Raw genomic sequence first — 14,338 nt, forward strand, 5'->3', positions numbered from 1 at the left:
CTTTATTCCCAATTAAACGTTCTTATTATATTACGCAATCTTTCCATTATTCTCGTTAACGCCTTTCTGGTTTTTATAAGACCTAGATGCTTTTCTTTCAATGCCTTTTGTATGATTTCCGGCTGCTCTTTTTGCAGGTAATCATATTCTTTAAGGAAGTGATTCAGTACTGATGGCGATATCTCCTCTTCCTCAGCCAATGAATTAACAGCATTTTCTCTCTCAACGGCAATATAGCGGTTCAACCGTTCTTCCAAATCGCTTGTCCCGTCGACCTTGCCTCGCTGCATCATGAAGTTCTCCTTATCGTCATCCACATTCTTTTGAATGAAACCATCGATAAGTTTGGCTTTGCTACGCATCTCGGCATCTTTAATCATCGTGTCAATGATATTCTGACGGCGTTCTGCGTAATCGGCACTATATGGGTCAAGTTCCGCAATGAGTTCAAGGATATACGCCACATTGATAATGTCGCTATGCAAAAGTTCAAGACAGAAATCTATATCTTCCAGCCCTTGATTATTTCCATATGGGACAGGATCTTCCGCTACGACTGATGGAGTTGCAGGCGGTTCTATAAACCCGACCGTAATATCAAGATACTTACTCTTATAGTCGTTGAATTGCTGTTCAGTCACACCGAGGTCTTCCGCCTCCTCGCTATAATCTTCGTATATCTGGATTTCCGCATGTTTACGAATAATATCACGAAATGCAAGCACAAAATTCTTCTTGTCATTTTCGCTTTGCAGAAAATCTATACTGCCGGGTGTAGGATATTTTTTCAGGAACTCTGTTGCCAAGCATTTATATTCCTTTTTTACATCCTCAAACGGAGGGCGTACTATATCTTCTGGATTGTCCGAGTTGCTGAATAACTTGATTGCCGTATCAACATTGTTTTTCAAATCACGGAAGCAAACGATTTTACCGAAACGTTTCTTCTCGTTCAACACACGGTTTGTCCGGCTGAATGCCTGCAACAAACCGTGATATTCCATGTTCTTGTCAACATAGAGCGTATTAAGTTTCTTGCTGTCGAAACCGGTAAGGAACATTCCGACAACAAGGCAAAGATCAAGCGGCTTCAGATCAGCTCGCTTCTTTTTCATGCGCAGATTGATGTCATCATAATAGGCACGGAAATTTTCTGTAGTAAAGGCAGTGCCGAACATATTGTTATAATCGTCCATAATGGCTTGCAGTTCATCCGCCTCACCCACGCTCTCTTTTTCATACTGCCCTGTACCCATGCCAGTCTGTTCATCATCCTGACTATTGTTAGCAGCGTAAGTAAACACAGCACCAATACGGATTTTCGGATTCAACGATTTGAATATCTTGTAATAGCGTATAAGCATCGGCACAGATTGCACTGCAAACAAGGCATCAAACTCTCCGTCGAATGTGGATTTGTTGAAATTGTTAAGGATAAACTTGGCGATTTCCTCCATACGAGTTTGATTGTCGTTGTCAACAACTTCGTTCCCATGATAATACTCCACAAGGAACCCAAGCACGTTTTCATCGGCTATAGCATCCTTAATAAGATATTTATGAAGACAATTTCCGAATATCTCTTTAGTGGTATGCCCATCTACTGCATTTTCAGTAAAGATAGGTGTTCCCGTGAAGCCAAAGATTTGAGCATTGTCAAAGAACTTCATAATCTTCTTATGACTATCCCCAAAGTGGCTGCGGTGGCACTCGTCAAATATCATCACGATACGTGAGTGGCGAATAGTTTCAATCTTGTTGCTATACCACGTCTTGCTGACTGCAGCATTGAGTTTCTGAATGGTAGTGATGATAATCTTGGAATTGCTTTGAAGCCGTTTCACAAGTTCATCCGTATTATCAGTACTATCCACCGCACCCGGCTCAAACGCTTCATATTCCGATTGCGTTTGAGTATCAAGGTCGTGTCGGTCAACAACAAACATAACCTTATCCACATCGTTCAATTCCGATACAAGTTGTGCAGCCTTGAACGAAGTCAATGTCTTTCCGGCTCCTGTTGTATGCCATATATAGCCGTTATCGTTGGAGTTCTGCACACGATCTAGAATTTTTTCTACGGCATAGAACTGATAAGGACGAAGCACCATCAAGCACTTGTCGCCCTCATGCAACACGATATATTTCCCTATGATTTTGCCAAGCGTACATTTTTCCAAAAAGAATACGGCAAACTTATCCAACTCATTGAACGGATGATTGGCGGCATCCGTCCAATTAAATGTAAACTTATAACCGCTATTGGGATTATTGGCAAAATAACGGGTATTTACACCATTTGAGATAACAAACAACTGAATATAGTCAAACAATCCATGAAACGAGGTCTTATGATAACGTTGTATCTGATTGTAAGCCTGTTTGAGTTCTACTCCCCTGCGCTTTAATTCTATCTGAACCAATGGCAAACCATTGATAAGTATAGTCACATCATAGCGGCATTTTTTCCGTCCTTCAACAGTAATCTGATTTGAGACCTGAAACTCGTTCTGACACCACTGGGTACGATTGAGAAATTCCACCCAAATCCTCTGTCCGTTTGTGGTATCAAGCGGATAGAGGTCACGAAGTTTCTTGGCCTTTTCAAAACGAGTTCCACCTTCGAGATAAATCAATATCTTCTCAAACTCTTCATCCGTAAATGAAGTACGACCAACCTCTGCCAATTGTTTCTTGTTATGAATCTCCAACTGACGTTTGAAATTGGCATAAAGATTATCCTCTTCGACAATTTGGACATACTCGTAGTCCATTTGTCGAAGTGTGGCTATCAATCCGGCTTCTAATGCCGCTTCGCTTTGTGTTGACATATTCTTGCCCTGCTATAGTGTTATTACCTATTTATTCCAGCTTGTAATATTTTGATGCCTAATGCATTTTCTATTTTGCACAAAGTTTCCAATGACAAATTCTCTCGGCCTTTCAACACTTTAGAAACATACTGCTGGGTGCAGTTCATTTTCTCAGCCAGCACTCGTTGTGTCATGCCAAGTTCTCCCATTCGGTTCGACATAGTTGCGGCTATAGCCTGCGAATGGCAAACCCAATTTTCGCCTTTGCATTCCACTGTTTCCTCTTTTATTTCCAACGCGGTGTCTATCTTTTCTTTAGCCATTGTATGCATCAAAAAAAATACCTTTGCCTTATTTTGTAGGCAAAGGTACTATAAATAATTGAGATGACACAACTTTCAGGTTGTTGACCAGTTCTTTTTGTGGCAAAGAATATTCCTATTTAATTACTGTTACTCTTAAATCATATCTACGGCTACCCGCATCAAGATCAACATCATACTCTTTTAATCCTTTTTCAACTGCAATCCGATGCAATTCTTGCTTATCCTTTTGTGATATATCTGGACCATAATAGATTGCTTTCAAGCATCCAACATCCGGAATTGCAACATAATCATTCTCATCTTCTAAGTTATAATAAAGCATTCTCCATTCATGTTCGTGCTCGTATTCTTTTCTGTCCTTATAAAGATAAGCTCGATACCAATATAATTGATTAACAGATATCATAGACGACAAAAAGTTCAACCAATTTTTATCTCCAATCTGCTTGAAATATTCGTAAGTATGAATATTGCCCTCATCCAATGTAACGTCCGGTCTTAAATCTGTATAAATCACAGGAAAGAGATTAACATTCATTCCCAATGAATTATATTTAAAAATGCACTGCCTGAGATCATATTCTAATGCAAACCCCTTATATCCATCTGCATATCTATCCCACATATACTTAGACTGCACACTTTCTGTAAAACAGGCAATTTTTGCACTATTTCGTGGATTTCTAAAACGCGATTCTTGTTTTTTTATGGCAACCCCTATATTATTGCAAAAATCAACATAATCATCTGTCAATATTTTATCTATAATTTGTTCATCCGTATATCCGCACTCTCTATAATAACATATTTTCGTTGCTTTTTCCGTCCTTATTTCAGGGGATTTCTGTGTTATATGCGACAATGTTATGCGCAATGCATCTTTCAATGCATTTTTTAGATCTTTGTGAATCTTATCTTGATCTATATATAAATACGAATCATATTTATCTGGAAACATTCCCGCATGGCATAATGAAATAGTTTTAGATTTAAATGATTCAATTGTATAGCCCTTATCGTCTATTCTACGATACCTAAAAAGTTTTTCCGGTATATTGGGAAGTACTAACTTATAAATATTACTCCATACGTCAGAAGTCGCAGTTTTATCTATATTGAAAGGGATATAAGATTGTTCTATAATCTCTTGGAATTGTTTTCTAAAATCCAACATCAGCAAATCATGAATTTGTTATTTCTTTATTTCATTAACTCAACAACATCTTCCGGCAACATCGCATTCCCAATATCATCTTTCGGAGTATTCTTAAGAAACAGCATCGGAACGATAGTGTAGTTCTTGGCAAACGGCAGCAGATTGGCTTTGCGGAGAAGTTCGGCTGTTAGCAGTTTGCCATTCTCTTGGGTTGTCCATTTACATTCCCCAACCAGCAGATACTTTTTATCAAGCGATTCTGCCATTACATCAAATTCGACTTGTTCAGGCTTCTTATCCTCATTGAGAACAGAACCCCACCAGCGTTTTGCCTTGCCATAAACTACTCTACCCACAAGATTTCCTGTGACAGCATCCCGACACAATTTTTCCCATTGCATACTCACATATTCCGAGAAATGGGCATTCAAAGCCTGTTCAATGGGCAAGCAACGACCAAGTTCAATAAACGAGCGATTCGGAACAACAAACTGGTAATAGAATGCCATAAACGGATCGGCGATCTTATAAAGGCTCTTTTTCGCATTCTTTTCTTCAATCCCGAACGGAACATCTTTTTCCAAGAATCCGAGATCGATAAGTTTCTTTAATGGTCGTGACAGATTTGTTGCCGGTTCATTGCATCGTGCAGCAATCTCGGAAAGCCGATTTGCACCAGTACCGATATAAGACATTATTGTCGAAGTCTTGACAATATCCTTAACATCATCTTGAAACAGTTTTATAGGTTCTTCGTAAAGAGTGCCATTTACTGAAAGGATGTTATGCCACAATGCATCATCAAGCGAATTTCTGTTTTCCCTTAGTTCCCAATAACGTGGCACACCTCCCCATACGGCATACTCTTCAATAGCGTTCATCGCATCAAGACTCAAAGCCTCCTGAATATACGGCAAACGTATCGGTGCAAGCCTCATTATCTCATCAGCACGACCATAAAGAGGTGCTGTAGAATCAAGAAACAACCCATACATCATGTTTTGTGACGAGCCACAAAGCACAAGATTATACTTCAGTTGTTTCTCGTCCACCAGTTTCTGCAAAACAGACGGCAGTTCCGAAGATTGTTCCACAAGATATGGAAATTCATCCAAGCATAAAGTAAAACGCTTGTCTGTTCGATAATTGACCGCACGAAACATAGATTCCCAATCCGGATATGTCAGTTTGTCGAAATCCGGGAACACTTGTGCTATTACTTTTGCAAGCAATACTCTCTGATGTTGGCCTTCAGAACGGTCGGCAAGAAAATAAACATCATTGTCCAACAACACTCTTTTGATAAGCGTTGACTTGCCCAATCGCCTGCGGCCGTACATCACAACTAACGAGGGCTTCTCTCTTGCAAGAGCATCCTTCAAACGTGCTGCTTCATCTATTCTATTAACGAATTTCATACGCCTTGCTTAATTATGCCCTGCAAACATAATGATTTTATATCATAATACAGAATTACAAGTCTTGTTTTTTATCCTCATAAAAACATTTTTAACTTACTTATAGGAGAATATAAACTTTATCTCTTTTTTGAAGCTCGTTTCCTTGTTTTCAAACTCAAATCCTGCAAGGCTTTTCCCAATTTATCTTCTTTGGCCAGCCATAGAATATCATCATCAAGTTGCAAGGCATACAAAACACGCAAGTAAATACCGATTGCCACTGTCGGTACACCTTTCTCTATTCGGGATACAGTCAACGGGGAACAGGTAGCACGTTCAGCCACCTGAGCTACACTCAAATTCCTGCGTAGACGAGCCAACTTAATCTGCTCTCCCACAACCTGCATCTTCTGCTCCAGTTTTCGGGGCAATTTAGTACCCATTGTATTCTTTGCCATACTCAATACATCATATAATATGCAAAGATACCACTTTTTATTTATTTAATAACGTATTATTGGTATATCATCTAATATTTCCATTCCGTAAAGTATGAAATTATTATAATCTAAAAGCATGCTTGCAATCTTTTTATACCCAATTCTATAATCGGATTTGTTACATTGCCAAGTTTATTAACAATATTTCCATAGTCAATAATTAACTGTACCGCTTCAGCTAAATGCAATCCTTCTATTAAGTCTATCTGTGTACTGACTTCTACATCCCTATGGGCATCTATACCATTTCTAACGCGAGTTAATTCAGCTGTATTTTGCTCCCTAAACCTAGTAAGTTCTTTTTTGGCTACAGCGAATGTCCCATAATCATAACTTGGAAAATAGTGCTGGATAAATTTGATAATATTGCCTGTGGTATCAACCAACTTTTTTGAAGTCTCGTATATCGCTGTATATGCTGATTTAATAACATCTCGTTGCTCCCATTCGTCAATATTCTCAACAGACAAGCGTTTTAAATATTCCTTCATTTCAATGCTTGCCATCTGAATATGCCCCAGCATGTTCCATATGGTTAGATTATCTTTGAATGCAGCTTTTTTAGCTTCATAAACTGGCAAAGACGCTAAACTACACTTTTTAACTTGCCTCTCAATATCTGCAATATTTTTCTTACAATGATTTAGGCTTAGACGTATTTGTTCCAGACAATCTTGCTCCGTCTGTAACGTTTCATTAAGAGTATTCTTTAGCTCTCTTGCATTATCACTTATCCGTTGTTGTAAAAAAGAGTCTAAAGGGCTTTTCTTATATTTCATATTATCTTTCTATTATACTATTTAAAATAACATCATCTTGCTGTGAAGATAGTTTTTCATGATTCGTATTTCAGCATTATGTTGCACTAGGTGACTAAATAGTTTCTTTCTTGAATCACCACTCATAGTTTTTTCCCTCTTATTATATTCGTCATTATTTTAAACATCTCAATTGCTTCTTTATCATTTAACCCAGCCTTTACCGCCACAGCAAATAAATCCTCCTTTGTAGGTTCGATACTATCATTGATTGAAGTGGTGCGGAATCCGTTTATTCCATCGCTTGGCAACAGGTCGTATGCCGGTGCAAAATGCCAGTCACCATCACTATAGATAAATGCAAAGTTTTTCGCATGGTCATCTTTATTGTCAATCAAGCAATTGAACACCATAAGACGATACACTTTCCACATTTCAGCCACATTATGTGTCAACGCTGCACATGCCTTAAAGATATGTAAGTAGTCGATACTTGGCAGTCGATAATCAGCACCTATCAACCCGGCAACACTTACCACATGTAATTTCCCGTTCGGTGTACGGTCAAATCGCTCCACACCGAAATACTTATCCTCGAAAAGTCGTGTTTCCGGCATCTCAATCCCACACTCTTTAGCAAGAAGCGAATAACGGTATTCATCCTCACCAATCTGTTTGGAATCTCTCTTTGCCCGGAACTTCACCAACCATTCTTTCCCATCATAACGAGTAAAGATTTTGGGACGAGCACCACCCGGATAACCACCTCTATATTGAAACTCCTCAATTCCCTCTCCGTTATAATTGTCGCTATCAAGAATCTGTTCCGCCTCCAATGCCAATTTTTCAAAATCTGCGTACTCTTGCTTTGATACAACACTCTTGTCTGGACGAAATTCCAATGCCCCGCGTCCAGTAGAACCGACCAACGCAAGACGGTCAAGCAAAGACAATGTTCGTGGATTGATTCCGTTCCGCTGCAAATATCTATCAAGAATAAACAATCCCCATCCATCAGGCAAACAATCATCAAAAACACCGAATCCGCCATCAAACGGACGAGGTTTTGCTATAAATACCCCACTGCGCAATGGTAACTCAAACGGAGATATGGAAAAACCAGAATTGAGCCACTCTGCCGAATATTCAAATGCACATAAACTCTCTTTGGTTAAAGCCAATCTGCCAACCAGTCTATTATCATATATTACCTCTATCTGCTTTATGCTATTCATTTTTCTTTCCTCTTTTGCGGGTAACACTTTGTTCTTTCAGTACATCATCCAATGATTGATATTGTCTTTGTGCAAAAAGAGCATCAAATTCAGAAAGTGCATTTAATGCAAATCCGATCTGAAGCAATCCCCTCAGCGAAATTTCTCCTGTCTGCTCAAATCTACGGTACGTGGCAAACTTGACCCCGGCTCTTGTAGCCAACCCCTCTTGTGTCAAATCCAGTTCAAGCCGTCTTGCTTTAATCCTTGATGCTATCTGCAATGCAACCTCGCTCGGATTGGCAACATTAAACGCTAATATATTATTCATATTATCCCAATAATCAAATTTACAACCAAAATATTATTTATTACAAAGATACAAACAAATCCTCATTCACACATCATATCAGAGAATGAATTTTGCTTGTCAAAAGCAAAAATGACTTTACTTTATCCCCGTATTCGTATATACGCACATTAAAGTAAAGCTAAAAAAGGGAAGAAAAGAGATGGCTACGCCAAAGTCGAACTATACATACCAACTTTTTCTTTTGGCTGTAATAATTAAGCTAAAATATACGTGAACCTATCTATGATTTTACAGCCACAATCGGCGAAATAATCACCGATATGCCTTACCTTTGTGAACCGAGGATTACAAGGGCTAAAAGAGCGATTTCCCTCTTTTTTCCCTTCGTTTGAGATAAACTAAGAAAAAAAACGTTAAATCTTCAATTTTCGGCGAAAAAACAAGTAAATTTTTGAGCAGTCTATCTTTTAAGTCATAAATTACTGACAGCCAATCAGTCTAATATGCTGCATCGGAAAGTGATGGCTTGGAAACAGCCATCACCAACTATAATTATTTGTAAATTAATCAAAGAGGATAAACTAAGAGCACTCCAAATCAGTGGAAGAATGACTTTGGTGAGGTGTGCCGATATTGAATTAATGCTCAAAAGCAAATCTTACGAGCGACAGGTTGAGAAAAAAGACTTTGACCTGACCGAATTACACACCGGAAGAAATTCAAGAGATGTACGGGCATGGCGCGTGTCGCCATCCGTTTGTAGGTGTATTGGAACAATATCCCATCCAGGAAAGAACGCGGACAGATTTTTATTCCAAACTCCATTTCGATCTGTCCAAAACATTGGAACAGGAAAGCAAGGCTGAATATTACACCGTCAAGGATGCAATGAAAAAATTCAAACTCCCTTGTAACTCGGTTTATGGCTCTTTTGCTGCTATTTAGTGGGAATAAAAAAGGCTATCTTCCCAGACAGCCAATCTTTTGTTAACCTTAAATCTAATACTATGAAAAACACGATGCAAAGATACATACTTTTGAGGTAGTTCCAAATTTTGGAAATGAAAGAATGCATTTTATAACATGGTTTAGTAAATAAGCTAATTCCTTAACAAATAACAGACCAGAAGAGGGATAGGGCTGATTGTTTTTTGTTTATTGGAAAATTTAAGGAAGAGGGGAGTAGCAATAATTTGTTGTATTATTCTTTATTCGATTATTTCCATTATCTTTGCATTCCGAAAATGTTTGCCAATATGGAGTTATTAAAGCATAATGGATATTGTAAGCAGATTGTTTTCTGATAAAAAATAGATTAGAATATATGTTATCTCATGGAATTTATTCAGTGATTTTATTGATTTTTTCAAATGTCTTTATGACGTTTGCCTGGTATGGTCATTTAAAGATGAGACAAGAGTTCAGTTGGTTTGCAGCCCTTCCGTTGATTGGTGTGATTGCATTTAGCTGGGCAATTGCTTTTTTTGAGTATTGTCTTCAGGTTCCTGCCAATCGTCTTGGTTTTAAAGATAGTGGAGGTCCGTTTGATATTATGCAACTCAAAGTGATTCAAGAAGTTATCACATTGGCTGTATTTACATTATTTTCTGTTTGGGCATTCAAAACAGAGCTAAAATGGAATCACTTAGCGGCTTTTCTTTGTCTGGTGCTTGCCGTTTATTTTGTCTTTAAGAAGTAGTGAATCTTGGTTGATAACTGCTGAATCCTTTTTGATAAACAAAGTATCTTGCTTTGGCAATGAATTTTGTTGGGATATTTTGCTGATTCTGGGAAACAACATGGAATCCTGTCGGGTTGGTACATAACTTTGATAGATTTTCCAACCTTTGGCACGATTACGATTACGTCGGATGGCACGTCCTCGTTTATTTAAAGATTCATACAGGAACTTATCGGCATCCAGCCCTCCTATTAATGGATTATTACTGGGAGTCACTGTTTGGTCCATGCCGGCAGGCAATATCACATAGCCGTTTCGCAAACCGGGAATTAGTTTGATATTGAGTTTCCATGACATTTTCAGGGAGTCTTTTCTGTTATTCAGGAAAATGGGGTCATTAACCGGATCTTCATGCCATGTGGTATAAGGAGTGTAAGGGGTAAGACGCACAAATTTAGGACGTACCCATTTGGTCGTGTCGCCAAAGTTTTTGGGCAAGTCTTTTAGAAACTTCATCCACGGTTTATCTTCGGACATGAGTGGGGTGCCTTTTATATTGTCTTTGTCTGATTTAAAATCGAAATGGATAGACTTTACGGCTTCTGTATTTATTTTTAGTTCTCCATCTTCATTCAATAACTCCTGTAAACGAATTGAGTCTTGTTTGCTCCATTGTGCTTGTGCTGCCAGTACACTGATAGTGCAGAATAATATGCTGATATTTACCCTCCGGGTCATTCGTCTTTTCTTTATTGATTATAATTGATGGCAAAAGTAATCCGGAGCGTGTTTAATGCTAGTTAAATTCGAGTTATTAATTGTTTATAATGTGAATGCTTTAAATTTTATTTGGTTAATAAAAAGATTCATTTGTATTTTATCTCCGAGGAGAATGGTAGGATCCATATTCATGTTATATATTTCTTAACTTGTTTCCAATGTGCCTTTTGGGTGAATGAATAATGGATTATTGGTCCCGTTTTGTCCGTTTGATCTGTTTCCGGTATTCACCGGAGAATAAAAATGAAGGTGTGTCATAATGTACACCCCTTTTCATTTTGCATCCTTTATCTTGGTGATACGCACGGGAATACGTTTGTCAAAGGCTGGCAGATATACTTCGGTGTCCGTACATGGCACGTTCATGATGTGCCGTTCGAAACTATTATAGATGCCAGTGGAGAGGGAGAGGGCCTGCAATTCGGGGCGGTGTTACAGGCGCAGACCGGACTTGTTACGAAAGAACATTTAGAGCTTGCCGTGATGAAGCCGGACTCTTCCATCAGCTTCGCCCTGCGCAACGATGCGGAAGACAAAGAACGGATTTTGCGTGCGTTGAAGCAGGCAAACGGAAACCGAAAGGTTGCCGCCGAACTACTCGGAATAAGACGTACAACGCTGTACGGCAAGCTGGAAGAGTATGGGTTGAGGTATAAATGCTTGGTCCCAATGTTCTTTCACCGATTTTCTCTCATTCTCGTTTTTTTGTATTATCTTTGCCAATAATATAAAACACACACATTAAAGAAGAAAGATGAAAAACGAAAATTCCGGAATGAAACTCAGACTGATAGTCATGAACTTCTTGCAGTTTGCCGTATGGGGGGCTTACCTTACTTCCATGGGAACTTATTTGTTTAATATTGGCTTAGGTGCCAAGATCGGTCTGTTTTATGCCATGCAGGGGATTGTTTCCTTGTTCATGCCGGCTGTGATGGGAATTATTGCCGACAGGTGGGTGCCTGCTCAAAAATTATATGGTTTCTGCCATTTTATGGCTGCCGTGTTTATGGTAGCTGCCGGGTGGTATGGCTGCATGGATGGTGGAGCAGTTGATTTCGGTACTTTATTCACATTTTATTCTTTGAGTGTAGCCTTTTATATGCCCACATTGGCATTGACAAATTCGGTTGCTTATACCGCACTGGATAAAGTAAAACTGGATCCGGTCATCGCTTTTCCTCCGATTCGTATTTTTGGAACGATCGGTTTTATCTGTTCCATGTTGCTGACGGATATCCTGGGATTCCAAAATAACTATATGCAGTTCTTTTCTTGTGCTTGCTTTGGAGTAATACTGGCTGTTTATGCGCTTACTTTGCCTGACTGTCCTGTCAGTCGTGGCGGAGAAAAGAAATCGTTGGTGGATGCTATGGGATTGCGGGCGTTTACACTGTTCAAACAGAAAAAAATGGCTATTTTCTTTATATTCTCTATGTTGCTGGGGGTTTCTTTACAGATAACCAACGGTTTTGCCAATCCGTTTCTCAGCAGTTTCAAGGGAATGCCCGAGTATGCCGATACGTTTGGAGTGAATCATGCTAACGCATTGATATCTCTGTCACAGGTGTCGGAAACGCTGTGCATTTTATTAATACCTTTTGCCTTGAAGCATTTCGGAATCAAGCGTGTCATGCTGATAGCCATGTTGGCATGGGTACTTCGTTTCGGATTGTTCGGACTGGGTAATCCGGGTCCGGGTGTTTGGATGTTTGTGCTTTCCATGATTGTGTATGGGGTGGCTTTCGACTTCTTCAACATTTCTGGCTCGTTGTTTGTTAACAATGAGACTGATCTATCTATCCGTTCCAGCGCTCAGGGGTTGTTTGTGATTATGACAAATGGTGTGGGTGCTACGGTGGGGACATTGGGAGCTCAGGCGGTGGTAAATCATTTTGTAGATATGAACAGCAGTGCTCCGCAAATGGAGGGATGGAGCATGACATGGTTTGTTTTTGCAGGGTATGCCTTGGTGGTTGCGTTACTGTTTGCGGTCATATTCAAGTATAAGCATGATACCGGGCAAGTTAAATAAATTAGTTGTTTTGTGACCATTCCTGATGCAGACTGGAGTGGTGGAAGGGAAGTTAATATTATGGATGAAATAGAATTGAAGGTACATGATATGTCCTCTACATTGCAGCCGGCGGATGCATACGCACTGGTGTTGGAAGAAGTGAATGGTAACCGTAAGCTGCCTGTTATTATCGGCTCGTTGGAGGCGCAGGCTATTAAGGTGGTAATGATGGAGTATAAGATGCCCAGACCATTGACACACGATCTTTTTCTGACAGTAATAAAAGAATTGGGGGCTGCTTTAAAGAAAGTGCTGATATATAAGGTGAAGGATGGAGTCTATTATTCCTATCTGTTTCTGGAAAGGGAGAGTGAGACGTTTAAAATTGATTCTCGTACTTCCGATGCGATTGCATTGGCTATGCGTTGCGGATGTCCTATTTATACGACTGACGAGATCATGGAAAGTGAGCAGTTGCACGAAGTCGGGAATACGGCATTTTCTGTTAATGTAAATACAGTTGATGTGGTGGTACTGAAAGAAGCGTTGTCAAAGGCTATAGAAGAAGAGAATTACGAGCTGGCATCCCGTTTGCGTGATGAGATAAAACGACGCGAACAAGAAGAGGAGAATAATACCATAGCTTGATATATAATTTGAAAATACAAGAAGAATTATGCATGTTTTTTATACTCCCGATATACTGAATAACCCTGAATTACCGGAAGAGGAAGCGGGACATTGTTTGCGGGTTTTACGCCTGTCCATAGGCGATGAGATAATGTTGACCGATGGAAAAGGTTATTTTTACAAAGCGGTAATCAGTGCTGCAAGTGGCAAACGTTGCCAGGTGAAGGTAACGGAAACGATCCCGCAGGAAAAAGGATGGAACGGCTGGCTGCATATTGCCATGGCTCCCACTAAAAATATGGATCGTACCGAGTGGTTTACAGAGAAAGCGACTGAAATAGGCTTTGATGAGTTGTCTTTTCTGAATTGCCGTTATTCCGAACGGAAAGTTATCAAGAGCGGACGTATTGAAAAAATTCTGGTATCGGCTGTGAAACAGTCGCTAAAGGCGACTATGCCGGTACTGAATGAAATGACGGACTTTAATAAGTTCGTTTCACAGAATTTTAAGGGGCAGAAGTTCATCGCCCATTGTTATGAAGGGGAAAAACCGTTGCTGAAAGATATATTGTGTTCCGGAGAAGATGCTTTGGTGATGATAGGTCCGGAAGGGGATTTTAGCGAGGAAGAAGTGGCTAAGGCTATAGCGGCAGGTTTTCAGCCTGTCAGTTTGGGGAAATCCCGCCTTCGCACCGAGACGGCTGCTTTGGTAGCCTGTCATACGCTGAATTTATTAAACCAAAAATAAGA

Annotated in this window: 13 protein-coding genes and 2 pseudogenes; 6 read left to right on the forward strand and 9 right to left on the reverse strand. The window is 39.6% G+C overall.

Features of this window, described 5'->3' with window-relative positions; translation table 11 throughout:
* Positions 1–2: 2 nt before the first annotated feature.
* The 8 genes from ACYQ0C_RS09235 to ACYQ0C_RS09270 all read right to left on the reverse strand — a co-directional run bounded on the left by ACYQ0C_RS09235 (position 3) and on the right by ACYQ0C_RS09270 (position 8,498).
* Positions 3–2,831, reverse strand: a complete 2,829-nt coding sequence (locus ACYQ0C_RS09235; protein WP_016276500.1) for a type I restriction endonuclease subunit R — start codon at positions 2,829–2,831, stop codon at positions 3–5.
* Positions 2,832–2,854: 23 nt separating this feature from the next.
* Complete coding sequence (locus ACYQ0C_RS09240) at positions 2,855–3,136, reverse strand: helix-turn-helix domain-containing protein (protein ID WP_016276501.1); 282 nt, start codon at positions 3,134–3,136, stop codon at positions 2,855–2,857.
* 115 nt (positions 3,137–3,251) lie between these two features.
* Complete coding sequence (locus ACYQ0C_RS09245) at positions 3,252–4,313, reverse strand: DUF2971 domain-containing protein (protein WP_016276502.1); 1,062 nt, start codon at positions 4,311–4,313, stop codon at positions 3,252–3,254.
* Between the two features lie 26 nt (positions 4,314–4,339).
* Entirely contained in the window at positions 4,340–5,713 is a 1,374-nt protein-coding gene (locus ACYQ0C_RS09250) for an ATP-binding protein (RefSeq protein ID WP_016276503.1), read from the reverse strand.
* 119 nt (positions 5,714–5,832) lie between these two features.
* Complete coding sequence (locus tag ACYQ0C_RS09255) at positions 5,833–6,153, reverse strand: helix-turn-helix domain-containing protein (RefSeq protein ID WP_025077000.1); 321 nt, start codon at positions 6,151–6,153, stop codon at positions 5,833–5,835.
* 110 nt (positions 6,154–6,263) lie between these two features.
* Complete coding sequence (locus tag ACYQ0C_RS09260; RefSeq protein WP_016276505.1) at positions 6,264–6,974, reverse strand: hypothetical protein; 711 nt, start codon at positions 6,972–6,974, stop codon at positions 6,264–6,266.
* A 122-nt stretch (positions 6,975–7,096) separates the two neighbouring features.
* Complete coding sequence (locus tag ACYQ0C_RS09265; protein ID WP_016276506.1) at positions 7,097–8,188, reverse strand: type II toxin-antitoxin system HipA family toxin; 1,092 nt, start codon at positions 8,186–8,188, stop codon at positions 7,097–7,099.
* Positions 8,181–8,498, reverse strand: coding sequence for a helix-turn-helix domain-containing protein (locus ACYQ0C_RS09270; RefSeq protein ID WP_016276507.1), 318 nt, complete (start codon positions 8,496–8,498; stop codon positions 8,181–8,183). Before ACYQ0C_RS09270 ends, ACYQ0C_RS09265 begins: the two co-directional genes overlap by 8 nt.
* A gap of 536 nt (positions 8,499–9,034) precedes the next feature.
* Here ACYQ0C_RS09270 and ACYQ0C_RS09275 point away from each other — a divergent pair.
* Together ACYQ0C_RS09275 and ACYQ0C_RS09280 are read left to right on the forward strand one after the other, a co-directional pair.
* Positions 9,035–9,407: pseudogene (locus tag ACYQ0C_RS09275) on the forward strand (helix-turn-helix domain-containing protein); the annotation flags it as partial.
* A gap of 397 nt (positions 9,408–9,804) precedes the next feature.
* Positions 9,805–10,179 (forward strand): DMT family protein, encoded by a 375-nt coding sequence (locus ACYQ0C_RS09280; RefSeq protein ID WP_005851774.1) that lies wholly within the window; start codon positions 9,805–9,807, stop codon positions 10,177–10,179.
* Here ACYQ0C_RS09280 and ACYQ0C_RS09285 read toward each other — a convergent pair.
* Complete coding sequence (locus tag ACYQ0C_RS09285; protein ID WP_016276509.1) at positions 10,126–10,899, reverse strand: DUF4858 domain-containing protein; 774 nt, start codon at positions 10,897–10,899, stop codon at positions 10,126–10,128. The two genes, ACYQ0C_RS09280 and ACYQ0C_RS09285, sit on opposite strands and share 54 nt — an antisense overlap.
* Before the next feature lie 465 nt (positions 10,900–11,364).
* Between ACYQ0C_RS09285 and ACYQ0C_RS09290 the strand changes: the two are divergent.
* From ACYQ0C_RS09290 to ACYQ0C_RS09305, 4 genes and pseudogenes are all read left to right on the forward strand, one after another.
* A pseudogene (locus tag ACYQ0C_RS09290) lies at positions 11,365–11,667 on the forward strand (helix-turn-helix domain-containing protein); the annotation flags it as partial.
* Between the two features lie 28 nt (positions 11,668–11,695).
* Positions 11,696–12,976, forward strand: a complete 1,281-nt coding sequence (locus tag ACYQ0C_RS09295) for an MFS transporter (RefSeq protein WP_016276512.1) — start codon at positions 11,696–11,698, stop codon at positions 12,974–12,976.
* A gap of 60 nt (positions 12,977–13,036) precedes the next feature.
* On the forward strand, positions 13,037–13,606 hold the full coding sequence (locus ACYQ0C_RS09300) for a bifunctional nuclease family protein (RefSeq protein WP_025077003.1): 570 nt from the start codon (positions 13,037–13,039) through the stop codon (positions 13,604–13,606).
* A 28-nt stretch (positions 13,607–13,634) separates the two neighbouring features.
* Positions 13,635–14,336, forward strand: coding sequence for a 16S rRNA (uracil(1498)-N(3))-methyltransferase (locus tag ACYQ0C_RS09305; RefSeq protein ID WP_016276514.1), 702 nt, complete (start codon positions 13,635–13,637; stop codon positions 14,334–14,336).
* Positions 14,337–14,338: the final 2 nt, after the last annotated feature.

This window comes from Phocaeicola sartorii JCM 17136 = DSM 21941, assembly GCF_054653615.1.

Coding starts and splice junctions, on each gene's coding strand:
- ACYQ0C_RS09260 (WP_016276505.1), bottom strand. CDS start 6,974: ATGAAATATAAGAAAAGCCCTTTAGACTCTTTTTTACAACAACGGATA.
- ACYQ0C_RS09255 (WP_025077000.1), bottom strand. CDS start 6,153: ATGGCAAAGAATACAATGGGTACTAAATTGCCCCGAAAACTGGAGCAG.
- ACYQ0C_RS09235 (WP_016276500.1), bottom strand. CDS start 2,831: ATGTCAACACAAAGCGAAGCGGCATTAGAAGCCGGATTGATAGCCACA.
- ACYQ0C_RS09295 (WP_016276512.1), top strand. CDS start 11,696: ATGAAAAACGAAAATTCCGGAATGAAACTCAGACTGATAGTCATGAAC.
- ACYQ0C_RS09285 (WP_016276509.1), bottom strand. CDS start 10,899: ATGACCCGGAGGGTAAATATCAGCATATTATTCTGCACTATCAGTGTA.
- ACYQ0C_RS09300 (WP_025077003.1), top strand. CDS start 13,037: ATGGATGAAATAGAATTGAAGGTACATGATATGTCCTCTACATTGCAG.
- ACYQ0C_RS09265 (WP_016276506.1), bottom strand. CDS start 8,188: ATGAATAGCATAAAGCAGATAGAGGTAATATATGATAATAGACTGGTT.
- ACYQ0C_RS09250 (WP_016276503.1), bottom strand. CDS start 5,713: ATGAAATTCGTTAATAGAATAGATGAAGCAGCACGTTTGAAGGATGCT.
- ACYQ0C_RS09240 (WP_016276501.1), bottom strand. CDS start 3,136: ATGGCTAAAGAAAAGATAGACACCGCGTTGGAAATAAAAGAGGAAACA.
- ACYQ0C_RS09270 (WP_016276507.1), bottom strand. CDS start 8,498: ATGAATAATATATTAGCGTTTAATGTTGCCAATCCGAGCGAGGTTGCA.
- ACYQ0C_RS09245 (WP_016276502.1), bottom strand. CDS start 4,313: ATGTTGGATTTTAGAAAACAATTCCAAGAGATTATAGAACAATCTTAT.
- ACYQ0C_RS09280 (WP_005851774.1), top strand. CDS start 9,805: ATGTTATCTCATGGAATTTATTCAGTGATTTTATTGATTTTTTCAAAT.
- ACYQ0C_RS09305 (WP_016276514.1), top strand. CDS start 13,635: ATGCATGTTTTTTATACTCCCGATATACTGAATAACCCTGAATTACCG.